Origin of the sequence: Burkholderia sp. Bp9004, assembly GCF_003858025.1 — a bacterium.
In the GTDB taxonomy this organism is placed as follows: Bacteria; Pseudomonadota; Gammaproteobacteria; order Burkholderiales; family Burkholderiaceae; genus Burkholderia; species Burkholderia diffusa.
Window position 1 is genome coordinate 86,497 of record NZ_QTQD01000013.1, and the last position, 23,551, is coordinate 110,047.

Consider the following 23,551-nt stretch of genomic DNA (forward strand, 5'->3'; position numbering starts at 1 on the left):
CGCGCGCCGCCGGCGAATTCAGAACGTTTCAGCCTGAACTCAGGACCGGGCCGGCCGGTGCGTCTACATTGCATGTACGGAGACCGTCGGCGATTCGCAGGCGTGCGCGCAGCAGGCCGGCTCGCACCGCAGCATCGATGTCGCGACGCCACTGAATGCCAGCGCGGGGCGGCAGCGGCACATGCGTTGCCGCCGCGACTTCGCGCGTCATCGAACGACTACCGCATGAAACCTGTCCAGTCCGCCTTTTCTCGCCACGATTCGCTGCCGGCGGCCGCTCGCCGGATCGGGTAGTGCGCGCCATGCGATCGCGCGGATTCCCCGCCCGTCGCGCAACGCGCACGCGGCCTGTTCCGGCATGCTGAACCTGTCGGTCACGGTCGCTTACGGCGCGCCGATCGTCGTTGCCGACCTCGTTGCATGGCGGTTGCTCGGGCCAGGCCGTTCGACGACGAAAGCGGTCTGGCGCTGTGCGTCGTTCGCCGCGCTGACCTATGTGCTGTTCGCAACCGGCGTGAGCCCGCTCGCGGTGCCAGCGTCGCCCGACCGGTTCGACCGGCTGGCGATCCAGGCGATCGGTGTCGCGTGGTGGCTGCAGTGCGCGCTGGTGTTCAGCCTGATGCTCGACCATCTGCTGCTGCCGCGCGCGTGGCGCAACCAGCGGCTGTTTCATGACATCGCCGCAGGCGCCGTGTTCGGTGCGGCCGCGGTGGCCGCGCTGGGCTATGTCCTGGGTTTGCCGCTGAGCGGCCTGGTCGCGACTTCGGGCGCGGTGGCCGTGATCCTGGGCCTGGCCGTCCAGAACACGCTGAACGACGTGTTCTCGGGCCTCGTCCTGAATACCACCCAGCCGTTTCGCCTGGGCGATACGGTGGCCATCGGCGAGCTGGAAGGGCGGATCGTCGAAAGCAACTGGCGCGCGACCAAGATGATCAATAGCCTCGGCAACCTGGTCGTCGTGCCGAACAGCACCGCGGCGAAGGCGACGATCGTCAACCTGAGCGAACCGCCGAGCGTGCACGGCGTGACGCTGACGATCGAGATCGATCCGGAAGTGCGGCCGGCCATCGTCGTCGATGCACTCGACCGGGCTGCCTCCAGTTCGCTCGACGTGCTGGCCAGCCCCGCGCCGGTCGCGGTCGTCAAGGCATTCAGGACCAACTCCGTCGAATACGAACTCGTCTGTTACGTCGACGCGCTGCAAAAAAAGGTGGCGGTGCGTAACCGGCTTTACGATCTGGCCCATCGGCATCTGGCCGCCGCGGACATCGCGTTGCGCCCGCTTGGCGGAGCGGCCGCGGCGCACCGGCCGGCGTCGCGCGGTCAACGGCTGCTGCGCGCGGTCGAACTCTTCCGGCAACTCGGTGACGAGGATCTGGCGGTGCTGGCCGACGCGCTGGCGTCACGCGTATTCCACAAAGGGGAGGTGATTTACGCGTCGAACTCCGATACGCGCCTGCTGACGATCGTCGGGTCCGGCGTCGCATCGGTGTTCGTGCCGGGCGCGACGGGCGACATGGAGGTCAGGCGGATGGCGCCCGGCGACGCGATCGGCCAGTCCGTCGTGCTGGCCGGCACGCAACTTCATGCGAGTGTCTATGCCGTGACCGCGGTGACGGCCTATCAGTTGAGCAGCCGCGACCTGACGCCGCTGATCGCGAGGAAGCCGGAACTCGGACGATTGATGTGCGAATCCCTGACCGAACACATCGCGACCGAGGAAAAGATGATGATCCCGCCGGCCGCGAAGGCGCACGCGTCGTTCAACCTGATCGAATGGCTCGAGAAGGAGATGAAGCGCCTGCACGATTCGTTCGGCTGATGCGGCGGGAGATCTTGGGAAAACGTTCGACCGAGGGGCGCGGCCGACGGGCGGCGGAATCAGGCGAGCGCGGTGAAGCGGTCGACGAGATCGGGGTGGGCGAGCTGATCGACCCACCAGTGCAACGCGCGTCCGGCCTCGTCGCCGCGCCACGCGATATAGCAATGCGTCGTGTCGCGCATGCCGGTCACCTTGCGTGCGACGAGCTTGCCTTGCGCGATCGCGCGTGCCGCGATGCAATCCGGCAGCGTGCCCACCGCGAGTCCTTCGCACTGCGCGGCCAGCTTTGCGGCGAGCGTGGGGACCGCGAGATACGGCTGCCCGGCGTCGACGGCGACCGAGCGTGGCTGCAGTTCGCGAGAGGTATCGCTGATGACGGCGCCGCGATGCTCGACGACCGACGCCATCGACAGCGGTTCGGGCAGCGCCGCGAGCGGATGGGTCGGGGCGACGGCGAACACATGCCTGAGCGTGCCGATCGGCCGCGCGACGATGTCCGGCAGTTCCGGTGGCTCGCCCGCCGCGCCGACGACGAGATCCGCGCGGCGCGAAATCAGCGCATCCCAGGTGCCGCCGAGGACTTCGGTGGACAGGCGCAGCCGCGTGTTCATTTCGAGTCCGTAGAACGTATGCACGTAGGGCCACAACGCCTCGAACGGCAGGATCTCGTCGATGCAGATGCGAACCTCGGTTTCCCAGCCTTGCTGGGCACGCAGCGCCTTGAGCTCGAGCTGTTCGGCGGCATGCAGCAGCCGGCGGCCCTCTTCGACGACCACGCGACCCGCGTGCGTGAGCTTCGCGCGGCGCCCGCTCCGGTCGAACAGTGCGAGGTCGAGGTCGCTTTCGAGCTTTTGTACGAGATAAGTCAGCGCGGACGGTACGCGGTGCAGGAGCTCCGCGGCTTCGGCGAACGTGCCGGTGCGGTCGATCGCGTCCAGTGCCTCGAGCGCTTCGAATGACAGCTTCATGATGAATTCCACGGGGGCGTCGGCCTGCCATGTTATCGCCAAGCACCGCCGAGTCCAATACGATTCGGAACAATTCGTCCGTGAATCGCAGCCGGGGCACCATCCTGTCCGCGCAGGATTGCCGCTCGCGGTTGCGGCGTCCGATCGGTATTGGTGGTGTGTGCCGTTTCCGGAGCGTCGGCACACGGGGGGAGCCGTGCCGACCGGGGCCGCGCTTCGCGTGTGCTGCACGCTTTGGCGTACCCGCGTGCCGTCGGCGTCGGCAGATCGGTGGGCCTGCCAATCTGCCTGCGCGAATCCGGTCGATCAGCTTGGGGTACGACGGTGTCTATTGAGGTTTCTTCGCGGCGGCATCGGATGCCTGGGCGCCGGGCAGCGCGCCGAACATGTGCTGGCTGCACTTCGCCTCGTTCCACGCGGTTTTCAGATGAATCCCTCCGAGCATCCGGCGTGCGACCGGCAGGATCTGTTCGCCGGCAAGAATGCCCAGCAGGCCGGCCAGCGCGATCGTGGGCGGAGCAGGCGACGGCACGCCGATCAGGTAGTAGACAGCGCCGGCGAGAATTCCGGCAAGCAGCGATGAAATGTACGGCTTCATGATTCAGAGACAAGTGAATGACAACCGTGTGAAAAATACGGATAACTACCGATCCGGAGACGAGCATGAATTCATTCGATAGCCTAGCAGGTCTTTTCTGATGTGACCGTTGAATTCTGCGGTTTTTAAGATCTTTTAAGGCCTGAATTTAGGGATTTTATTAATAGAATTGATTAAGTGGCATTACCATCGATTCGCGTGTTGAATGACAACGGCTGGCAGGCGAACCTTCCGGCACAGCGCATTGGGCGCCTCCCGCTTGCCGGCGAGGCAGGCAAATTTTTCTCCGCGTCAAAGGACATGACCGCCATGAGCAATCCGAAGCTTGAAGTACTCACCCCCCATAACAGCCAGCTGATCTTCATCGACCAGCAGCCGCAGATGGCATTCGGCGTGCAGTCGATCGATCGTCAGGCGCTGAAGAACAACGTCGTCGGGCTCGCGAAGGCCGCGAAGGTATTCAACATCCCGACCACGATCACGACCGTCGAAAGCGACAGCTTCTCGGGTCACACCTATCCCGAACTGCTCGACGTGTTCCCGAACCAGAAGACGCTCGAACGCACGTCGATGAACTCGTGGGATGACCAGAAGGTGCGCGACGCGCTGGCCGCGAACGGTCGCAAGAAGGTGGTCGTCTCGGGCCTGTGGACCGAAGTCTGCAATACGACGTTCGCGCTCTGCGCGATGCTCGAAGGCGACTACGAGATCTACATGGTGGCCGATGCATCGGGCGGCACGTCGAAGGACGCGCACGACTTCGCGATGCAACGGATGATCCAGGCCGGCGTGGTGCCGGTGACGTGGCAGCAGGTCCTGCTCGAGTGGCAGCGCGACTGGGCACACCGCGAGACGTATGACGCCGTGATGGCAATCGCCAAGGAACATTCGGGTGCGTACGGCATGGGCGTCGACTACGCGTACACGATGGTCCACAAGGCCGCGCCGCGCACCGCGACGCCGCACGAGTCGATCCCGGCCGTGCCGGCGAAGTAAGCGCGGACAGTCAGCGACTGTCGATGCCGAAGCGGCGTGTTCGATCCGGACGCGCCGCCTCGGCGATGCGTCGACGCGGACGGTGGAACGTGACGATTCACGATGCCGTCCGCCAGGCGTTTGTCAGGACCTAGGGCCTGCATTCCAACCTGTCCGAGAAATTGATCGTATGGAACCTTATCTGGTTTCCCTTGGTGCGGGCTTGCTGATCGGTGTCATTTACAGCGCAATCAAGGTCCGCTCTCCGGCACCGCCGCTGATTGCCCTGGTCGGGCTGCTCGGCATGGTGATCGGCGTGCAGGTTATCCCCACCCTCAAACAGCTCTTTGGCTTCTGACCGAAACGAGGTGATGTATATGACCGCAACCGAGTCCCAACCGGATCTGATCCTTCACAACGGAAGGTTCACGACTCTCGACCGCGCAAACCCCACCGCGACGGCGGTGGCGATCGCCGCGGGCCGCTTCGTCGCGGTCGGCAACGAGGCGGACGTCATGCCGCTGGCCGGCCGTGCGACCAAGGTCGTCGACCTCGGGGGCCGCGCCGTGCTGCCGGGCCTGATCGATAACCACTGCCATGTGATTCGTGGCGGCCTGAATTACAACATGGAGCTGCGCTGGGACGGCGTGCCTTCGCTCGCGGTCGCGATGGACATGCTCAAGCGGCAGGTCGCGATCACGCCCGCGCCGCAGTGGGTGCGCGTGGTCGGCGGCTTCACCGAACATCAGTTCGTCGAGAAGCGCCTGCCGACGATCGACGAACTCAACGCAGCTGCGCCCGATACGCCGGTGTTCATCCTGCACCTGTACGACCGCGCGCTGCTGAACGCGGCCGCGCTGCGCGTGGTCGGCTATACGAAGGACACACCCGAGCCGCCGGGCGGCACGATCCTGCGCGATGCCGCGGGCAACCCGACGGGCCTGCTGCTCGCGAACCCGAACGCGACGATCCTCTACGCGACGCTCGCGAAGGGGCCGAAGCTGCCGTTCGAATACCAGTACAACTCGACGCGCCATTTCATGCGCGAACTGAACCGTCTCGGCGTGACGGGCGTGATCGACGCAGGCGGCGGTTCGCAGAACTACCCCGACGATTACGAAGTGATCCGCAAGCTGCACGATGCGGGCGAGATGACGATCCGGATCGCGTACAACCTGTTCACGCAGAAGCCGAACGCCGAGAAGGAAGACTTCGTGAACTGGACGAAGAGCACCAAGTATCACGACGGCACCGACTATTTCCGCAACAACGGCGCGGGCGAAATGCTGGTGTTCTCGGCGGCGGATTTCGAGGACTTCCGCGTCGCGCGTCCGGACCTGCCGGCGCAGATGGAAGACGATCTCGAAGGCGTCGTGCGCGTGCTCGCGCAGAACCGCTGGCCGTGGCGCATGCACGCGACCTACGACGAAACCATCAGCCGCGCGCTCGACGTGTTCGAGAAGGTCAACAAGGACATCCCGCTGGAAGGGCTGAACTGGTTCTTCGATCACGCGGAGACGATCACCGAAAAATCGATGGATCGTATTGCGGCGCTGGGCGGGGGCATCGCGGTGCAGCACCGGATGGCGTACCAGGGCGAATACTTCGTCGAGCGCTACGGTGCGCAGGCGGCTGAAGCAACGCCGCCCGTCGCGAAGATGCTCGGCAAGGGGCTCAAGGTTTCGGCCGGCACCGACGCGACGCGTGTTGCCTCGTACAACCCGTGGGTGTCGCTCGCGTGGCTCGTGACGGGCAAGACGGTCGGCGGCCTGCGCATGTATCCGCAGCGCAACCTGCTCGATCGCGAGACCGCGCTGCGCATGTGGACCGAATACGTGACGTGGTTCTCGAACGAGGAAGGGAAGAAAGGGCGTGTGGCCGTCGGGCAGCTTGCCGACCTGGTGGTCCCGGATCGCGATTTCTTCGCGTGCGCCGAGGACGACATCGCGGGCACGACCGCATTGCTGACCGTGGTCGGCGGAAAGATCGTATGGGGCGCAGGGCCGTTCGCGTCGCACGACGCGCCGATTCCGCCCGCGATGCCGGACTGGTCGCCCGTGCGCGAGTACGGCGGCTATGGCGGCTGGGGCGCGACGCAGCGCAACGGCGCACCGCTGCAACGGGCGGCGGCCGCAGCGATGTGCGGTTGCGCGAATGCCTGCAACGTGCACCAGCATGCGCACGGGGGTGCATGGGCAAGCGCATTGCCGACGTCCGACGCGAAGGGCTTCTGGGGCGCGTTCGGCTGTTCGTGCTGGGCGATCTGACATGTCGACGCGCACCTTCTACGGCAACCCGGCATGGGTCCGCGTGCTGCTCGCGCAGCCGTGGATCGGTGCGCTGGTACGGCTTGCACTCGTCTCCGCGTTTCTGATCGGCGGGATCAACAAGGCGATGCATTTCGACGAAGCGGTGGCCGAGCAGGCGCATTTCGGCCTGCACCCGGCCGCGCTTTGGGCGGTGCTGGCGATTGTCGTCGAGATCGGTGGTTCGCTCTGCGTGGTGTTTCGCCGCTTCACGTGGCTCGGCGCCGGCAGCCTCGGCATGTTGACGCTCGTCGCGATGGTCGTGGCGAACGATTTCTGGAACCGCTCGGGCGTCGAACATTTCATGGCGCTCAACAGCTTCTTCGAGCACTTGGGCCTGATTGCCGCGCTGGTTCTCGTCACGATGGTCGGCGACGTCCCACGTGTGGACGGGGGCGGTCGCGCCTGAGCGCCAGGGCGGCATGGCGCATCAGGAAGGTTGTTCGATCATGGCGCCCGTTCGCGGCGCCATGACTTGCACTGAGGATCGCGCACGGTTTCGTGGTCGTCGCCCGACCCGACGACCGGCGCGACGACGATGCGTGCCGCGCGCCGGCCGTGGCGCCGTGACTTCACGCCTCCCGGTACGTCCCCTTGGCCTTGGCCGTATGCGTCGCCAGAATGTCCATCAGCGCCGGGCTCAGGCAATCGTAGGGCTCCAGTCCCTTGCCGCGCAGCGTGTCGCGCACGTCCGCCATCAACGACGGCGGCGTGCCGCTCTCGATGATCGACGATACGATCGCGGCGAAGCCTGGGCCGTCCCAGCCGACATCCTGCGACAGTTCGGTATGGATGAAGTCCAGGCCGTATATGGTATCTCCGCCAATCCTACCGATTGCCGTCAACCATAGATTGGGCTGATGGGTCGACCTCAGTCACGCCGCGCGCGTGGCACATGCACGAGTTCGCGGCAGACCCGCGGCCTTGGCACAAGTTGCCGTTTCGGCGCGCAAATTGCACGATGTCGTACACGGTCAGGAAATAGGCTTCGTAGCGCAGTTCCGCGATCAGCTGCAGCTTGTGCTCCATCTGTGCCTGCACGGCGACCGGGATGCAGGCAGGGAAGCGCCGACGCACGCCGATGTAGAGAGTCGGTCGACCTGCTTCATTGGTGTCCGAGCAGGCTGCGACGTACGAACGGTGCACACGGGAAGCAAGTGGACAGGCGGTGGCGCGAAAGCCGGACGACGGCAGGGCGCCTCGGAGCAAGTGGAGGAACTGGGTTACTTGGCCGAGAGGCTCTGCATCCATGAAACGCGACACCAGTGTTGATGTCCACGCAGAAAGGACCCGTCAGGCAGCTTTGGACCTGCGCCTTGTTGACGCGCCTTCTTCGATTCTCGCCAGTACACGCTTGCCCGAATCCACCACTGTCGAATCATGTGTCACCTGATAGCGCACAATCATGCCTTCCACGCAGATCATCGCATCTGCGGCGACGGTAGCAGGCGACTGGAGCCCGAGGCGGCCAGCGAGTTCAGAAATGTACTGCTCAAGCGCGTGCTTATGGGATACGGCCTGCTGAAGATGCCCTGGGTCTCCCGTCGATCCAGCTTCGGCGACCACATTGATAAAGGCGCAACCACGGAAGTCTTCCTGCGCGAACCATTCACCTAGGGCTTCCGCGACGACGGACAACTCGGCACGCTGAGCAAAACGAGCCTCCACCTCGTCGACAAACCAGCGCATCCAGAACTCATGACGACGGTCCAGGAACGCTGCAATAAGTTCGCTCTTGGAGGCGAAGTGCCGGTAAAGCGACATTTTTGCGACGCCTGACTCGGCGATGATCTTGTCGATGCCCGTGGCACGGAACCCGTCCTGATAGAACAGGCGCGCCGCGGTTTCCAATATCCGGTCGCGTGCGGAGGGTTGTGACATTTCGGCCCCTTTTTTGCCAAATCATGCCTCCATTATGGCAGACAGACCTGTCTCTGCACAGGCGCCGAGAGGCGCAGAAATTTCTTGACAGACAGACCTGTCTACACCAATATTGAGACAGACCTGTCTCAATCACTCGAGGTCGGTACGTCAAGGAGACTGTCATGTGCCCCTCAGATTGCGAAGTCACTGCCCTTCATCAGGCTCTGCAGGCCGATAAGTCGAATCCGGCCACATGGCGCTGGTACAGCGACCTGGTCGACAACCAACGACTCGCGCTTCGCCTCAAAGAAGACCAGTGGGTCGTCGCGATTGACGGCAGCGACTTTGCATGCGCCGAGGGGCTGTACGCGGCCGTTCGTTGGGCGCACATCATGACGCACTCGGGCGGTTACATCACGTTCGTGGTGTAAGCGAGCGAAGTCCGCCCTGCACACGGGCTAATCGCCAGACTAAGCGATCGAGAACACGCAGCACTGCTCTTATCCACCCTTCGGCCCGGTATCGGGTCTTCATCCACCAGCCACTGAGGTAACACCATGTCGACCAACACTGAACTCCGTCCGCCGCTTCCTCCTTTCACACGCGAATCCGCCATCGAGAAAGTCCGTCTCGCGGAAGATGGCTGGAATTCGCGCGACGCCGCCAAGGTCGCGCTCGCCTATTCGCTCGACACGAAATGGCGCAATCGCGCAGAGTTCGCGAACAATCGAGCGGAAGCGCAGGCGTTCCTCGAGCGCAAGTGGAAGAAGGAGCACGAGTATCGTCTGATCAAGGAACTGTGGGCATTCGGCGGCAATCGCATTGCTGTGCGCTACGCCTACGAATGGCACGACGACTCGGGCAACTGGTTCCGCTCCTACGGCAACGAGAACTGGGAGTTTGGCGAGGATGGCCTCATGCAGCGCCGCTATGCGTGCATCAACGATATGCCGATCAAGGAATCCGAGCGCAAGTATCACTGGCCCCTGGGCCGTCGGCCGGATGATCATCCCGGCTTGTCGGAGCTCGGCCTCTAATAGCTGGGCTGATCGTATCCTTTCGATTGGAAGTACGCGGGGAAACGAAGGCAACGGTGAGGCAGTCCCTGTGACGACGGCCTCCCGAAGTTTGGTATGACGGAGCAACCCCACCCAGCTTGGGAACTCCAGGGTCTCTCGCTGTCCTTCTCACCTAGTCTACCCTCTAGCGATTACTGCCCACTCCATGTGGGCAGTAAGCCTTGCAGCCCTTGCTTCTGGAATCCACTGCGTCTCCTCGGGTGGATAACATACGGACTGAATGGCATCCTGTTTGCATTCGGAACGGAGAACCTTGGTGGGAAGGAGCTTCCGCAAACGCTAGGCTTCGGCAGCGGGATGGCTCGTGGTGCAGGCCGTGCGAGTGGCAAGGCACCGGATGCGGGATACAGGTGAATGCACGCCCATAGACCCCACTCGCTCTCTCACTCGAATCCAAGGGTGGACCAAAGAGGGCGCAACGGGGCTTTTCGCACGTCTCCACAACAGCCGATCAATGTCGCGCGTAGCTTTTGCAGACATCGCAAAACAGCAGGATAACGAAATAACGCCGCACAGCGACATTATGGTTTGTGCGTCCAAACTCGTGCAATACGGGTCGCGCCTTGCTTGCGCGGCGCGCTCCGCTTCCGAGTCGGTAGAGTTGGTGCCGATCGACTCAGTTATGTCAAACGAAAATATTGAATCACCGCTCGACCACTTCCTTGGCTGGTACTCTTCACTGCCGACGGAACAGCAAGAAGTCATCGCCTTGAGTGCGCATTTCATTCCAGGTTTCAACATTGACGTCGCAGAAGCGATCGAAAAGAACAACGCAGCAGTTCTCTTTGCTGATCGTGTTGTGTCATATAGAGACCGTTCATCGAGCGAACGCTGTGCAGCAACGGTCCTTCACATGTGCCTCGAACATATCGCGTTTGCTAACCAAGGTACCGGCAATTGGCGTGAGCGACAGGCAGCCCTTCGCGAGTATGCCGACGACTTTGGATATCCGGCGCTTCACGATGCAGCACACGCTGCACAATTTAAGCACGCGCAGTGGGTGCAAACTCGCAAGAAGTGGAATCAGCTGAAAGCTGGTCCGTTCTCCATTGATGCCATCTCCAACTTTCGCGTCTTCGGTCCAAGTGGAGCAGCCTCCTGAAACGCCGGACACGGTCACCCATCTACGATAACGGGCAGGCATACGACTGTGGTTTTGACCAACACTGTTGTAAGACTCGGGCAACACATCGCCCGGCGTTTCGCCGCCGAGCAAACGAACGGTCGAAGGTACGCGCGACCGCACGACACAGAGCGGGAGGTCGATGGCAAGCAGAAAAGGCGGACACGATGGTCGCTCGAACGAAGATCATTAGGAAAGTCTACGAACCAAAATAATTTCCCTCAGCGCGAGCGTACTAATGGCCCGGTTCAGCGTATCCGCAACCCATCGACGACCTCCCTCATGATCGGCTTGGATGCGTGCCTTGATTCGATGGATGAAGGATGGACGCGAATTTCAATAGCGTCCAAGACTGGCTTGCGATAGATTCGATAGGGATAGCCAATAGGTGAGGGAATTCCCGTGCTGCTACGTCATATCCGTTACTTCCTTGCAGTAGCAGAACAGAAGAACTTCACGCGCGCTGCCGAGGCGCTTCATGTATCGCAGCCCACCTTGTCGCAGCAGATCCGGCAGCTCGAGGACACCCTGGGAACACTGCTGTTCGACCGTTCCGGCAGAACTGTGCACCTGACCGACGCGGGCGAAGCGTGGATGCGTTATGCCAAGCTCGCGCTACAGGACCTTGACGCAGGGGTGAGGGCGATACACGACGTGGCGGAATTGAGTCGGGGCAGCCTGCGTTTCGCAGTAACGCCGACCTTTACGGCTTCCTTGGTCGGGCCGGTCGTCGATGGCTTCCACCAGCTGCATCCTGGCATCAGGATCGACATCCGCGAACTCACACAGGATCAGATGGAGGCGCAGCTTGCAGACGACAGGCTTGATATCGGTGTCGCATTCCATCCGGCCTTTTCGGTCGACATCGAAAGCCAACCCCTCTTCGCGGAAACGCTGAGCCTGGTGGTAGGCCGCAACCACCCGCGTGCCGCACGCCGCAAGGCACTCGCGGGGCCTGACTTTGGCAAGGAGCCGCTGGTCTTGCTGAACGACACATTCGCGACGCGCCGGTTCATCGATGAGCATTTTGCGCGTCACGCTATTCGACCGCTTGTCGCAATCGAAGTGGATACGGTCGGTGCAATCGTCGAGATCGTGCGTCGCGGGCAGCTGGCGACGGTTCTCCCTGATCACATCGCACGCGTGCAAGAGGGCCTACATCCCGTGCCGATCGATCCCCCTCTGCCAACGCGTACGGCTGCCGTCTTAGAGCGCAAGGGTGCGTATCGTACTGCGGCAAGCAGGGCGTTCTTACAACTGCTGACTGAGCAGTTTGGAAAGCCGACGTGACCACCACCGACATCGCCGGCGTTGCGTAGTTGAGTAACTTGCTTTGAAGCTGATGCCGCGCGAGGGGATTGGCCCGCAATAGCGCGTTTTGCCGAGATCATCGACAGGAAGCCCGCTTTTTCTGACTCGTCGCCGCCTCGGCAACGATCCGACATTTGGGTCCACTGCTGGGCGCTTGGTCAAACCGTCAGCCGAGTGTTTGCTGGCCGTAGATTCGGCGGTATCGGCAATGCCGATGTGGGCTGCGATCGAGGCAGCGTTCACGATCGAATTCGGTGTGATCCTTGCCGCATTGGATGCTGCAACTGACGATCCGCCGGACATAAACACATCGAGGCGACTCGCCCTTTGTGAGGCGGCGTACGACTCGCTTCGTCGCAGCCGCTTGGTCTGGCGTCACGAGCCGTGGAAAACCGTATCGTTCAGGCGTTGCAGCGTACCGTCCTGCTCGGCCTGGATCAGCTCGTTGATCACGTCGCGGCGGGTCAGTGCGCGCTGGGCTTCCGGCGCCGCGTTCCACTGGATCAACGGTGCAGCGGAGTGGTAACCCGGTGCAGCCGCTTCTGCGGAAGAGGCAGCAAACGCAGTCGTGGTGGAAGCAGCCAGCGTCAGTGCCGACAGGACGTAAGAAATGTGACGGATGCTCTTGTTCATGATGTTTCCCTTTCCTTGTTTCGATATAAATTAAGTGGTACTAACTGTAATGATGTTGCGGTTCATAGTTTCTGCAAGCCGAATCACCGGACGAGATTCGCGCACCGCCCGACAAAACTAGCAGTACCAGTGAACTTCAATACACGCCCAACAATCCGTCATTCTTCGCAACCGGATCGTTGGGCGCTAATCGCTCACCGCGGCTGTAGCGATCCGGGCTTCAAAGCCCCAACTCGCTCAGCCCCGGATGATCGTCCGGCCGACGGCCCAGGGGCCAGTGATACTTGCGCTCGGATTCCTTGATCGGCATATCGTTGATGCACGCATAGCGGCGCTGCATAAGGCCATCCTCGCCGAACTCCCAGTTCTCGTTGCCGTAGGAGCGGAACCAGTTGCCCGAGTCGTCGTGCCATTCGTAGGCGTAGCGTACGGCAATGCGATTGCCGCCGAACGCCCACAGTTCCTTGATCAGACGATACTCGTGCTCCTTCTTCCACTTGCGCTCGAGGAACGCCTGCGCTTGCGCTCGATTGTTCGCGAACTCGGCGCGATTGCGCCATTTCGTGTCGAGCGAATAGGCGAGCGCGACCTTGGCGGCGTCGCGCGTATTCCAGCCGTCTTCCGCGAGACGGACTTTCTCGATGGCCGTCTCCAGCGTGAACGGCGGAAGCGGCGGACGAACTGCTGCGGGTGAAGTCATTTCGGATCTCCTTGTGGGGGACAGCGCGTTGTTGGTGCTCGACGTGGAGCGCGGCCCCGTCATCGTGCAACCCGAGAGCGCAAGGCCGCCCGAAGCAAGCGCGGCACCGGTGCTCAGTAAGAATTTTCGTCTTTGCATCATGGGTTCAGAACGGCTTGGTCGGCAGATACTTGCCGTTGAGCGTGATGACGGCACGCTCGCCACCTTCCGGGTCCGAAACCTTCTGGATATCGAGTTTGAAGTTGATCGCGCTGATGATGCCGTCGCCGAATTTCTCGTGAACCAGCGCCTTCAACGTCGAGCCGTACACCTGCACCATTTCGTAGAAGCGGTAGACGGTCGGATCGGTCGGCACGCCACCCGGAATGCTGCCCCGCACGGGAATGGTTTGCAGCAGGCGCACGGCGTCGGCGTCGAGCCCGAGGCGTTCGGCGACGAGCTTCGCGGCATTCTCCGGCAGCGCATGCTGACCGAGCAGCGCGGCTGTCGTGTATGCGAGGCTCAGGCCCGTGCCTTCGTTGATGGCTTCGAACGTGAGGTTCTTGCGCACCTTCGCGTCGACGATCATTTCCGTCAGAGCTTCGCGTGCGTTCGGTGTGACTTGCGATTGGGTCATGATGTTGCTCCTTGAGTAAATCAACCTAGTGAGATCGGCAGTCGGTGTGACGAGCCGGGAATCAGAGCGCAGGCACGCACTCGGCGGGCGTCGCGGTGACATCGGGATGCGCGGCGAGCGGCACGAACCGGCGAGTCGCGGCGTCGAGCGCGTCGATCGAGCCGGATTCGATGTCGTAGACCCATCCGTGCAAATTGAGGCGGCCTTGCGCGAGTCCCAGTGCAACGGAGGGATGGGTCTTGAGGTTGTCGAGCTGTGCGATGACGTTCTCGCGCACCATCGAGTCGACGCGCTCGCGCTCGCCTGCATGTTCACGCGCCTCGTTGACGAGCTTCGCCGAGTCGGCGTAGCGCAGCCAGTTCGCGACGGCGGGCATATGGTCGAGGCACTTGCACGTTGCGACGGCCGTCATCGCGCCGCAGTCCGAGTGGCCGCAGATCACCACATCCGTCACGCCGAGCGCGGCCACTGCATATTCGACGGTAGCCGACACACCGCCCGGCTCGGGACCGAACGAAGGCACGATGTTGCCGGCGTTGCGGATCACGAACAGATCGCCCGGTTCGCGCTGCGTGACCAGTTCGGGAACCATGCGGCTATCGGAACAGGAAATGAACAGGGTGCGCGGCGTCTGGCTGGTCGCCAGCTTGCGGAACAACTCCCTGCGTGCGGGCATGATGTCCCGTTGAAACTTCAGAAAACCGTCGATGATCTCTTGCATGGTCAGCTCCATTCAGTCTGGCGTTCGTCGCCGCGTCGGTCAGTGCGATGCGTTGAACAGAGAATGGACCTGCTCCGTCATAGTGTCCAAGACGGGTTTGTGATGCTAACCATAGGCAAGACCAATTGTTGTCGGACACGAGGAAATTCGCCGTGCTGTCGTGTGATGTCCGTTACTTCCTGGCCGTCACGGAACACCGCAATTTCACGTGCGCCGCCGAGGCACTGCACGTTTCGCAGCCCACGCTGTCGCAGCGGATACGTCAACTGGAAGACATGCTACCCACTCAGCGGCTAGACGGTTCGGGGCGGAACGTCCAACTCATGGATGCCGGCGCGGCGTGGATGCGCTACGCGAAAGCCGGATAAGTGGCGGAAGCCGTGAGTGCTGCGACAGGTTCCGTGGGTACGTGCACTCAGCTGGATAGCTATTGCGATGCATTGCTGGGTACAGAACTGCATTCGGGCTCGCCGTTACTTTCGACGCGAAAGGACTGCGGCTCGGCCCTCAAGCGCTCGAATGAAACGGATCGACGCGCCGACGTGACTGAAGATCAGCAGTGCCTCGCTGTGGTTCAGGATCGGGTTGTCGTGTGCCAGGCTCTTGTTGTTGCGCACGTCGTTGAATGCCTCAAAGACGCTGATACTGCTGCGTAGAATGCGGTCCGTCATCTCCGACTCGAGCAGTCCAGCTGCGCGAACTGCTTTGACGTATTCGCCCATGAGGCTGTGCAGCGGCTTGTCGCGATTGACCTCAACGCCGCGGTGCTCGCAGTGCGTGCGAAGGAACTTAATCGTGAACACGTGAAGGCGATCGAGTGCCGTGGCCGGCTCATTCTGATCAATTGCGGTGCGGATATGCTTCGCCGCTGCCTCAAAGTCCAGATCGTTGACGCTGGCCGTGAAGGCATCGATCTCGGGAACGGGGCTCGACGAGTTCTGCTGGAGCCGACCGATGATCTTCTCTACCTCGGCGAGCAAGGCCGCGTCTACCTCCGGTGGAAAGCATTGATATTCGTTGGCGTGCTCGATCATCGCGAGCAGCACCTTGGCTACGATGTGGTCGGGCTCGATCGTCCAGAAGCCACGCATCCGGTTTGCTTTTGAGCCAGAGCTACGGTTGGCTCTGTATTTGGCGTCGTTAATGTCTAGGCTGTTGAACGACGGTTCGGATCGACTTTCCTGCCTGCACCAGATCGGGTGCGTCTTTGCGCCGAGGCTCCATCATCGACCCTTTGAGCGCGCCATGCACGGCTGCAATCCGCTGAAGAATCGATCCGCCTTTCATCGCAACGCACGGATGCGGGAGCCCGCATCCGTGCTCCGGCCGCATGTTGGCTCTCACGCGCTGGCATTAAACTGGGGGGGGAGTATGTGCGGATACTGGTGGGGAGTATACCGGGCGATCAACCGAGGGCGGTGATCGTCGAGACGGGGCACGCCGAACGGGTGCCACACGGACGCCACGCTCGGGCGTCGCCCAATTTCGTCCGGAACGCCTGAGCGCGCCTCCGGCAGGTCGAACGTTCGGGGCGGGCCCGGCGCTGCCGGGCCTCGACGACGGTCCCGCTATTTCACTGGCGTGAGGATGGGGGCGCCCTTGTTCTTGATCAGGAACACGACGAATTTTGCCGGCTTCGTGCTGCTGGCGTTTCGTCCAACCGTGTGCACGTCCTCCGGGCCCTCGTGGAACGTGTCGCCGGCATGGAGCGTGACCGTCTTGCCGCCGTTCAGGCCCATCACGATGCTGCCGTCGATCACATAGACGAATGCGTGTGCGTCGTGGCGATGGATGGGGTCGACGCTGCCTGGCGGATAATCCACGACGATCATCTCGACTTCCTTGCCCGGATACTCGGGCAACGGTTCCGTTGTCAGTTGCGTGACCTTGGCTTGCGGTGCGGCGGCGACCGGCTGAACGGGCATCAGCAGCGACAGCGCAAGCGGTGCAAGTGCGAGCACGATGCGTTTCATGTCGTTACTCCAGGTTGGCCTTGTCGAGCCCGAACATCTTGTCGAACGAGCCGGGCACGACGCGGAACGCGACGTTCAGCCGGTTCCAGCAGTTGATCGCACCCACGAGGACGGTGAGATCCGACAGTTCCTTCTCGGAATAATGGGCCCGCACGCGTTCGTAGAGATCGTCCGGCACGCCATGCGACGAGAGATGCGTCAGTGCCTCGGTCCATTCGAGCGCGGCGCGCTCGCGCGGCGAAAACAGCGGCGACTCGCGCCAGATCGCGACGTGATGCACGCGCAGTTCACGCTCGCCATGAATCTTCGCCATCTTGATGTGCATGTCGACACAGAACGCGCAGCCGTTGAGCTGCGACGCGCGAATCTCGACGAGCTCGCGCACCGGAACCTCGATCGTCGTCTTCTGAAACAACCCGTCGAGTTCGACGAGTTTCCTGGTCAGATCCGGCGATTGCTGAAAATAATTGATACGTTGCGTCATGATCCGTTCTCCTGATTGGTGAAAGTGGCACGAGTGGCCGTGCGCATGGCGATGCATCGCACGACCTGCCTGTCAACCATCGTAATGGCGGGTCCAGCGGGCCGGTAGAACCGGGAACGTGCGCACTCTGTTGCCGCTTCGGCACCAATCATGTCGACACGGCGACGACATTGCAGATTCCCTGCCGCGCCATCTTCGAATAGGGGCACAGGCGCTCCGTGTCCCGAACGAGACGCTCCGCGACATGCCGGTTCACGCCCGGCATGCGGATGGTGACGTTGGCGGTCAGCGCATATCCGCCATCGACCGGATCGCGACCGAACGTCACTTCGACAGCGACGGTCGCTTCCCGGATGTCGATCCGGTCGCGTTGCGCGAGCAGGCTCAGCGCGCCGTGAAAGCACGCGGCGTAGCCGGCAGCGAGAAGTTGTTCGGGGTTGGTCCCGCCGCCCGGGCCGCCGAGTTCGGTCGGCAATCGCAGATCGAGGGCGAGACAGCCGTCGTCGGATCGTGCGACGCCCGATGCACGGCCATGACCGGACTGGCCGCCGGATACGGTGACCGTGGTCGTGTAGAGCGCCGCGAATTCTCGTCCGCGGTATTTGTCCAGCAGCGTCAGCGGCGGAGGTCGCAACCTCTCGTTCTCCATATTCCTCCCGGTTGCTTGTATTGATCGGCGCGAGTGTTCCGAGCCCTGCGGATCGGTGCGGCGCGTCGTTTCCCGAAGCGAATCGGCGCAATGGTGCAACGCTTGCCTGCAGGCCGTTCCCCACGACCGCCATCCGAACGATGGCCCCAGCGCTCTTGCATGCTAGGCAAAGACGGATCGTCGGACCAGATCGTTCAGGGATGCATGGTGTTTCCCGCTTCGCACCAATGCGGCGCGAGCGGCGGATGTCGCTCGCATCGAGCGTTCCACGACCGCGGGGACGCGGCCGATTGGTGCCGATGAGGAACGGGAAAGTGTTCCGATGCGGGTCTACCTGCGCGTGAGTGCGGATCCTAGTATGACGGCACGGGAATGCGGGCCGATCTTCGGTTCGCGCATGCAGGCAACCCATCGGTGACGCGACATGCGGCACACCTACGCAATCGGAGGCTCGCGATGGACACTTTGAATATCGATTGGCCGACACTTTCGCACGTACCGATTCGTACGGAACCCAACATCGACGCTGGCGCGCATCTCGTCAGCGAGCGCGACGGGTATGTGCATCACGGCATCTACGTGGGAGACGGCCTGGTTGTTCACTACGGCGGCTTCGATCGTTCCGCGAGGCGGTGTCCGGTGGAATGCATCCCGTTGCGTCGCTTCGCGGCGGGAAACGGCATCCGTGTCCAGGCGGATCCGGACGCCATCTATACCGGAATCGCTGTCGTCGAGCGGGCCTGGTCGCGCCTCGGCGAGGACCACTATCGGCTCCTGACGAACAACTGCGAGCACTTCTGCAGCTGGTGCGTGTGCGGTGTCGGTCACAGCGGGCAGGTACGCCGCGGCTTGCTGAATCCATGGATCGGCGTCCGGACATTGATCGCGCTCGTGAAGGGACGCGCGACGACCATGCTTTCGACCGCGCGGCGGTATGGATCGCGCGTGTCCCGAGCCGGCGTGCCGGTGATCGTCGCATCGGCGTTGTCGGCATGCGCGAACTACGCCGGCATTCATGGCGATGCGGCGATGAGCGATCCACAGCATTACGCAACGCAATGGAGCCTGCCGTTCGAGCAAGGACATTGGCCGACCGCGGATTGGGCCGATCAGTTCGGTGACGGCCAGTTGAAGTCCTTGATCGACGAGGCACTCAACAGCAGCCCGACGCTCGATCAGGCGCGTGCACGCGTGGCGGCCGCGCAGGCGTACAGCGAATCCGCGCGAGCGGGGACGATGCCGCGCGTCGACGCCAGCTACGCGCTCACGCGTCAGCAGTTTTCCGGAACGGCGCTCGTGCCGCCGCCGTACGGCGGGTCATGGCAGACGGAGAACCGCGGCATCCTGGGCGCTTCGTACGAGCTCGACCTCTGGGGCAAGAAACGCGAGGCGCTGCGCGAGTCGGTGTCCGATCTGCAGGCGAGCCGCGCCGACGCGGAAGCGGTCAGGCTGACGCTCACGACCGCGATCGCGCGTACCTACAACGAATTTGCACGCCTGTTCCTGTTGCACGACATCGCGCAGCGGGAGATCGCCCGGCGCGAGCAGATCGATCGCATCGCCGCGGGCCGAATCGCGACCGGGCTCGATACGCAGGTCGAGCGAGAGACCGCCCGTGCGAATCTCGCGACCAGCCGTGCGTTGCTGAAATCGCTCGACGGCCGGATCCTCGCGGCGCGCTACCAGATTGCCGCGCTGGTCGGCGCCGGTCCCGATCGCGGCCTGGGGATCGCGCGACCGACGCTCGGCACCGGCAACGAGGTACGCCTGCCCGACAATCTGCCTGCGGATCTCGTGAGCCGGCGCCCCGACATCGTGGCTGCCCGATGGCGTGTCGATGCGCTCGCGCACGGCGTGAAGGAAGCGAAGGCCGAGTTCTATCCGGACATCAACCTGAGCGCCGCGATCGGACTCGATGCGTTCGGCTTCGGCCGTTTCCTGACGGCGGCGAGCCGCACCGCGTCGGTCGGACCGGCCATCCACCTGCCGATCTTCGACGCTGGCGCACTCCGTGCGCAACTGAAGGGGCGCTATGCGGACTTCGATCTCGCCGTCGCGACCTATAACCAGGCGCTCGTCACCGCGCTGAGCGAAGTCGCGACGCAAGTCGCCGACGTGCGTTCGACGGACGCACAGCTGGTCGATGCGCAGACCGCGCAGCAAGCCGCGCTGAAGGCGGCCGCGCTGGCGCTCGTGCAGTACAAGGCCGGTCTCACGAATCAATTGACCGTGTTGAACGCCGACGTCAACGCACTTTCCGCCGATCAGCGCGTCGCGAATCTGCGCATGGACCGCCGCGATCGTCAGATTGCGCTCGCGTCCGCGCTGGGCGGCGGCTTCGTCGACGCGTCATTCGCAGGCGCGGGCACCGCGGCACATGCCGATGCGCGCGTATCGGCCGTGCCCGCTGTCGCCGCGCGCTGAGCGGCGATCCATCGAATCTGCCTGGAGAATTGAAATGAGCGAAATCGATCCGCCGGTACGCAAGCCGGTCGACACACCCCGCGTGAATCGTGATACGTCGCCGTCGGGAGGCGACGATGTCGCAAGCGAAGACGCGCCGCGCCGCCGCCGGCTGCTGCTGGCGCTGCTCGGCGTGACGGTCGTGGCGGCGTCGGTTGCCTACACCGCGTACTACCTGACGTTCGCGCGCTACCACGAATCCACCGACGATGCGTACGTCAGCGGCAATCTCGTGCAGCTGACGCCGCAGGTGGCGGGTACCGTCGTTGCCGTGAACGCCGACGATACGCAGATCGTGAAGGCGGGGGAACCCGTCGTCACGCTTGACGCCGCCGATGCGAAAGTCGCGCTCGGCAACGCCGAAGCGGCGCTGGGTCAGACCGTGCGGCAAGTGAGCAGTCTCTACGTGAACGACGATCTGTATGCCGCGAACGTCGCGCAGAAGCAGTCCGATCTCGTGCGAGCCCAGGAGGACCTGCGTCGTCGCGTGGCCGTCGCCGATACGGGAGCCGTGTCGGCCGAGGACATCGCGCACGCGCGCGACACCGTGGCGGCCGCGCGGGCGGCGCTCGACGCCGCGCGTCGACAGGCGGAGGCCAACCGCGCAATGACCGACCGCACGACGATCGATCAGCACCCGAACGTGCAGGCGGCCGCGTCGAAGGTGCGCGACGCGTATCTGGCGTACGCGCGCAACGTGCTGCCCGCGCCCGTCACCGGCTATGTCGCGAAGCGCTCGGTTCAGGTCGGCCAGCGCGTGTCGCCCGGCATGCCATTGATGGCGATCGTGCCGCTCGACGGCGTGTGGGTCGACGCGAACTGCAAGGAAAGCCAGTTGCGCAACATGCGCATCGGTCAACCCGTCACGCTGACGGCCGACGTGTACGGCGGAAAGGTCAGGTATCACGGCCGCGTGGTCGGCTTCTCGGCGGGCACGGGCAGCGCATTCGCGAGCCTGCCCGCGCAGAACGCGACAGGTAACTGGATCAAGATCGTTCAGCGCCTGCCCGCGCGCATCCAGCTCGACCCGAAGGAACTCGACGCGCATCCGCTGCGCATCGGACTGTCGATGGACGTCGACGTGGATACGCGCGACGACACGGGCCCGCAGCTCGGCGCGGCGACGAACACGTCATATCGCACGGACGTGTTTGCCGAATACGGCGCACAGGCGGACGCCGAGATCGAGAAGATCATCGCGCGCAACATCGTCATCGGGCGTGCGGGTACGACGGCGCGTGGCGGCGAGCCGACGGCTTCCGCCACGCGCGATGCAAAGGACCCGCGCGACACGACGCGGCGCGCGAGTTGAACCGTCGACCCGGATACGCGTTGCAGTCGCGTTCCGGTCGATTCAATCATCCGACTGGCCGGAACGATGTGCCGGCGCGGTCGACCTTCGGAGTGTGAGCAAGATGAATTCCTCGACTCAACCCGCGCCGCCACCGCTGACGGGCGGAAAGCTGGTGCTGGCGACGCTCGCCGTCGCGCTCGCGACGTTCATGAACGTGCTCGATTCGTCGATCGCCAACGTCGCGATTCCGACCATCTCCGGAAACCTCGGCGTATCCGTCGACGAAGGCACGTGGGTGATCACGCTGTTCTCGGCGGCCAATGCCGTCGCGATTCCGCTGACCGGATGGCTCACGCAGCGCGTCGGGCAGATCAGGTTGTTCGTGGCCGCGATCGTGCTGTTCGTGTTTTCGTCGTGGCTGTGCGGCATCGCGCCGAACCTGCTCGTGCTGCTCGCCGCGCGCGTATTGCAGGGCGCCGTCGCGGGGCCGCTGATTCCGCTTTCGCAGGCGATCCTGCTGGGTTCGTATTCGAAGGAGAAGAGCTCGACCGCGCTCGCGCTCTGGTCGATGACCGCGACGGTCGGCCCGATCGCCGGTCCCGCGCTGGGCGGCTGGATCACCGACAGCTACAGCTGGTCGTGGATCTTCTACATCAACATTCCGGTCGGCCTGTTCGCGGCCGGCGTGACGTGGATGATCTATCGCGACCGTGAGACGCAGGTGCGCAAGCTGCCCATCGACAAAGTCGGCCTGATGTCGCTGGTCGTATGGGTCGCGACGCTGCAGATCATGCTCGACAAGGGCAAGGATCTCGACTGGTTCAGCTCGCCCGTGATCTGCTCGCTTGCCGTGATTGCGGCCGTCAGCTTCCTGTTCTTCCTGATCTGGGAGTTCACGGCGCGCAACCCGATCGTGGACATTCGCCTGTTCGCGGTGCGCAATTTCCGCGGCGGCACGATCGCGATCTCGGTCGCATACGCGGTATTCTTCTCGAACCTCGTGATCCTGCCGCAATGGATTCAGGGCTATCTCGGCTATCGATCGGTGGACGCCGGACTCGTGACGGCGCCGCTCGGGATCTTCGCCGTGCTGCTCGCACCGTTGATGGCGAAGATCATGCCGAAGTCCGACGCGCGGGTGCTCGCGACGCTGGCCTTCGTGGGTTTCGCGGGCGTGTTCTTCATGCGCTCGCGTTACACGACGGGCGTCGACCCCTACACGCTGGTGCTGCCGACCCTGTTGCAGGGTATTCCGATGGCGCTCTTCTTCACGCCGCTTACCGCGATCATTCTGTCGGGCCTCGCGCCCGACCGGATTCCGGCCGCCGCCGGGCTGTCGAATTTCGTGCGTGTGTTCGCGGGCGGCGTCGGCACCTCGCTGATCGCGACCGGATGGAACGACCGGACGATCCTGCATCATGCGCGGCTCGCCGAGCAATCCAGCGTGAACAACCCCGCTTACACGAGTGCCGTCACGCAGCTCCAGGCGACGCTCGGCGGCGGCGTCGATCAGGCGTCGGCGTTTTTTGAACGCACGCTGAATGCACAGGCTGCGATGCTCGCGCTGAACGACATCTTCTGGTTGTCGTCGATCATCTTCATCGTGATCATTCCGCTGGTCTGGCTCACCCGGCCGGGCAAGGGCGGCGGCGGGATCGCCGCAGGCGGTCACTGAACGAGGCCGCTGGCGTCGCGTGGCGGCGATCGCTCGCACGCCGCCGAGCCGGGATGCGCCAAACCCTTGAGGATCGATGTCGGCATGGTGCCCGTCAAAATGATGGACACCATGCGGTCGCATTCGGCGGACCGGGCGGGTCGTTGCGGGAAGCGGCCACACCTTGCATCAAACGCTTCGTCAAACTGATCAAGCCGTCCGGGGCCAACCAGTGCCTTCGTCGTCACGGAAACGCGCCGGATGGCGTTCCAAGCGTGCTGACGTCGAACGTCCGTTACGCCGATCTCACTGTCTGTGT

At 63.3% G+C, this 23,551-nt stretch carries 24 protein-coding genes and 3 pseudogenes; 13 read left to right on the forward strand and 14 right to left on the reverse strand.

From position 1 onward, the window contains the following. Positions 1-358: 358 nt before the first annotated feature. Positions 359-1,822: a mechanosensitive ion channel family protein gene (locus DIE08_RS16465; protein WP_124902536.1), complete on the forward strand. Its 1,464-nt coding sequence runs from the start codon at positions 359-361 to the stop codon at positions 1,820-1,822. Positions 1,823-1,881: 59 nt separating this feature from the next. Here the strand turns inward: DIE08_RS16465 and DIE08_RS16470 are convergent, their stop codons facing one another. Both DIE08_RS16470 and DIE08_RS16475 read right to left on the reverse strand, forming a co-directional pair. Further along, positions 1,882-2,790 carry a LysR family transcriptional regulator gene (locus DIE08_RS16470; protein ID WP_124902537.1) on the reverse strand — a complete coding sequence of 303 codons (909 nt, stop codon included), beginning with the start codon at positions 2,788-2,790 and terminating at the stop codon, positions 1,882-1,884. A gap of 328 nt (positions 2,791-3,118) precedes the next feature. Then, on the reverse strand, positions 3,119-3,388 hold the full coding sequence (locus tag DIE08_RS16475; protein ID WP_124627238.1) for a XapX domain-containing protein: 270 nt from the start codon (positions 3,386-3,388) through the stop codon (positions 3,119-3,121). Between the two features lie 309 nt (positions 3,389-3,697). Here DIE08_RS16475 and DIE08_RS16480 point away from each other — a divergent pair, with 309 nt between their 5' ends. The 4 genes from DIE08_RS16480 to DIE08_RS16495 all read left to right on the forward strand — a co-directional run bounded on the left by DIE08_RS16480 (position 3,698) and on the right by DIE08_RS16495 (position 7,078). After that, a complete protein-coding gene (locus DIE08_RS16480; RefSeq protein WP_124627236.1) occupies positions 3,698-4,384 on the forward strand; it encodes a hydrolase in 687 nt (228 codons plus the stop codon). 169 nt (positions 4,385-4,553) lie between these two features. Continuing rightward, positions 4,554-4,721 carry a DUF1427 family protein gene (locus DIE08_RS16485; protein WP_059606194.1) on the forward strand — a complete coding sequence of 56 codons (168 nt, stop codon included), beginning with the start codon at positions 4,554-4,556 and terminating at the stop codon, positions 4,719-4,721. Positions 4,722-4,740: 19 nt separating this feature from the next. Continuing rightward, a complete protein-coding gene (locus DIE08_RS16490; RefSeq protein ID WP_124627235.1) occupies positions 4,741-6,630 on the forward strand; it encodes an amidohydrolase in 1,890 nt (629 codons plus the stop codon). Between the two features lies 1 nt (position 6,631). Then, positions 6,632-7,078 (forward strand): DoxX family protein, encoded by a 447-nt coding sequence (locus DIE08_RS16495; protein ID WP_124902538.1) that lies wholly within the window; start codon positions 6,632-6,634, stop codon positions 7,076-7,078. A gap of 163 nt (positions 7,079-7,241) precedes the next feature. Here the strand turns inward: DIE08_RS16495 and DIE08_RS16500 are convergent. The 3 genes and pseudogenes from DIE08_RS16500 to DIE08_RS16510 all read right to left on the reverse strand — a co-directional run. Further along, a pseudogene (locus DIE08_RS16500) lies at positions 7,242-7,478 on the reverse strand (glutathione-dependent formaldehyde-activating protein); the annotation flags it as partial. A gap of 34 nt (positions 7,479-7,512) precedes the next feature. Beyond that, positions 7,513-7,767 (reverse strand): annotated as a pseudogene (locus DIE08_RS16505) (hypothetical protein); the annotation flags it as partial. A 195-nt stretch (positions 7,768-7,962) separates the two neighbouring features. After that, a complete protein-coding gene (locus tag DIE08_RS16510; protein WP_011660841.1) occupies positions 7,963-8,550 on the reverse strand; it encodes a TetR/AcrR family transcriptional regulator in 588 nt (195 codons plus the stop codon). A 164-nt stretch (positions 8,551-8,714) separates the two neighbouring features. Here DIE08_RS16510 and DIE08_RS16515 point away from each other — a divergent pair, with 164 nt between their 5' ends. The 4 genes from DIE08_RS16515 (at position 8,715) to cynR (ending at position 12,024) form a co-directional block, all read left to right on the forward strand. Beyond that, positions 8,715-8,963 (forward strand): hypothetical protein, encoded by a 249-nt coding sequence (locus DIE08_RS16515; protein ID WP_124902539.1) that lies wholly within the window; start codon positions 8,715-8,717, stop codon positions 8,961-8,963. Between the two features lie 126 nt (positions 8,964-9,089). After that, the gene (locus DIE08_RS16520) at positions 9,090-9,569 is read left to right on the forward strand and encodes a DUF1348 family protein (protein WP_012372078.1); all 480 of its coding nucleotides are present in this window, start codon (positions 9,090-9,092) and stop codon (positions 9,567-9,569) included. A gap of 496 nt (positions 9,570-10,065) precedes the next feature. Then, a complete protein-coding gene (locus DIE08_RS16525) occupies positions 10,066-10,713 on the forward strand; it encodes a hypothetical protein (RefSeq protein ID WP_124902540.1) in 648 nt (215 codons plus the stop codon). Between the two features lie 423 nt (positions 10,714-11,136). Next, positions 11,137-12,024: a transcriptional regulator CynR gene (gene cynR, locus DIE08_RS16530; RefSeq protein WP_012372076.1), complete on the forward strand. Its 888-nt coding sequence runs from the start codon at positions 11,137-11,139 to the stop codon at positions 12,022-12,024. Positions 12,025-12,420: 396 nt separating this feature from the next. Here cynR and DIE08_RS16535 read toward each other — a convergent pair whose 3' ends face one another. From DIE08_RS16535 to DIE08_RS16550, 4 genes are all read right to left on the reverse strand, one after another. Then, positions 12,421-12,678: a DUF4148 domain-containing protein gene (locus DIE08_RS16535; RefSeq protein WP_124902541.1), complete on the reverse strand. Its 258-nt coding sequence runs from the start codon at positions 12,676-12,678 to the stop codon at positions 12,421-12,423. A gap of 220 nt (positions 12,679-12,898) precedes the next feature. Continuing rightward, positions 12,899-13,378 (reverse strand): DUF1348 family protein, encoded by a 480-nt coding sequence (locus DIE08_RS16540; RefSeq protein WP_124902598.1) that lies wholly within the window; start codon positions 13,376-13,378, stop codon positions 12,899-12,901. Between the two features lie 145 nt (positions 13,379-13,523). Next, entirely contained in the window at positions 13,524-13,994 is a 471-nt protein-coding gene (gene cynS / locus DIE08_RS16545; RefSeq protein WP_124902542.1) for a cyanase, read from the reverse strand. 61 nt (positions 13,995-14,055) lie between these two features. Further along, positions 14,056-14,715, reverse strand: a complete 660-nt coding sequence (locus tag DIE08_RS16550) for a carbonic anhydrase (protein ID WP_124902543.1) — start codon at positions 14,713-14,715, stop codon at positions 14,056-14,058. Positions 14,716-14,867: 152 nt separating this feature from the next. Here DIE08_RS16550 and DIE08_RS16555 point away from each other — a divergent pair. Next, positions 14,868-15,074, forward strand: a pseudogene (locus tag DIE08_RS16555) (LysR family transcriptional regulator); the annotation flags it as partial. A 114-nt stretch (positions 15,075-15,188) separates the two neighbouring features. On the opposite strand, the gene DIE08_RS16560 reads toward DIE08_RS16555, so the two are convergent. The 4 genes from DIE08_RS16560 to DIE08_RS16575 form a co-directional block, all read right to left on the reverse strand. After that, positions 15,189-15,806, reverse strand: a complete 618-nt coding sequence (locus DIE08_RS16560) for an abortive infection family protein (RefSeq protein ID WP_124902544.1) — start codon at positions 15,804-15,806, stop codon at positions 15,189-15,191. A 477-nt stretch (positions 15,807-16,283) separates the two neighbouring features. After that, positions 16,284-16,688 (reverse strand): cupin domain-containing protein, encoded by a 405-nt coding sequence (locus DIE08_RS16565; RefSeq protein WP_124902545.1) that lies wholly within the window; start codon positions 16,686-16,688, stop codon positions 16,284-16,286. A 4-nt stretch (positions 16,689-16,692) separates the two neighbouring features. Then, on the reverse strand, positions 16,693-17,172 hold the full coding sequence (locus tag DIE08_RS16570) for a carboxymuconolactone decarboxylase family protein (RefSeq protein WP_124627229.1): 480 nt from the start codon (positions 17,170-17,172) through the stop codon (positions 16,693-16,695). Between the two features lie 148 nt (positions 17,173-17,320). After that, entirely contained in the window at positions 17,321-17,821 is a 501-nt protein-coding gene (locus tag DIE08_RS16575) for an Ohr family peroxiredoxin (protein ID WP_124902546.1), read from the reverse strand. 456 nt (positions 17,822-18,277) lie between these two features. Between DIE08_RS16575 and DIE08_RS16580 the strand changes: the two genes are divergently transcribed. The 3 genes from DIE08_RS16580 to DIE08_RS16590 all read left to right on the forward strand — a co-directional run bounded on the left by DIE08_RS16580 (position 18,278) and on the right by DIE08_RS16590 (position 23,253). Further along, complete coding sequence (locus DIE08_RS16580) at positions 18,278-20,245, forward strand: efflux transporter outer membrane subunit (protein ID WP_124902547.1); 1,968 nt, start codon at positions 18,278-18,280, stop codon at positions 20,243-20,245. 34 nt (positions 20,246-20,279) lie between these two features. Further along, the gene (locus tag DIE08_RS16585) at positions 20,280-21,596 is read left to right on the forward strand and encodes an HlyD family efflux transporter periplasmic adaptor subunit (RefSeq protein WP_124902548.1); all 1,317 of its coding nucleotides are present in this window, start codon (positions 20,280-20,282) and stop codon (positions 21,594-21,596) included. Positions 21,597-21,699: 103 nt separating this feature from the next. Beyond that, positions 21,700-23,253: a DHA2 family efflux MFS transporter permease subunit gene (locus tag DIE08_RS16590; protein WP_124902549.1), complete on the forward strand. Its 1,554-nt coding sequence runs from the start codon at positions 21,700-21,702 to the stop codon at positions 23,251-23,253. On the opposite strand, the gene DIE08_RS16595 is transcribed toward DIE08_RS16590, so the two are convergent. Further along, positions 23,247-23,480, reverse strand: coding sequence for a hypothetical protein (locus DIE08_RS16595; RefSeq protein ID WP_124902550.1), 234 nt, complete (start codon positions 23,478-23,480; stop codon positions 23,247-23,249). The genes DIE08_RS16590 and DIE08_RS16595 overlap by 7 nt on opposite strands. Between the last annotated feature and the right edge of the window lie 71 nt (positions 23,481-23,551).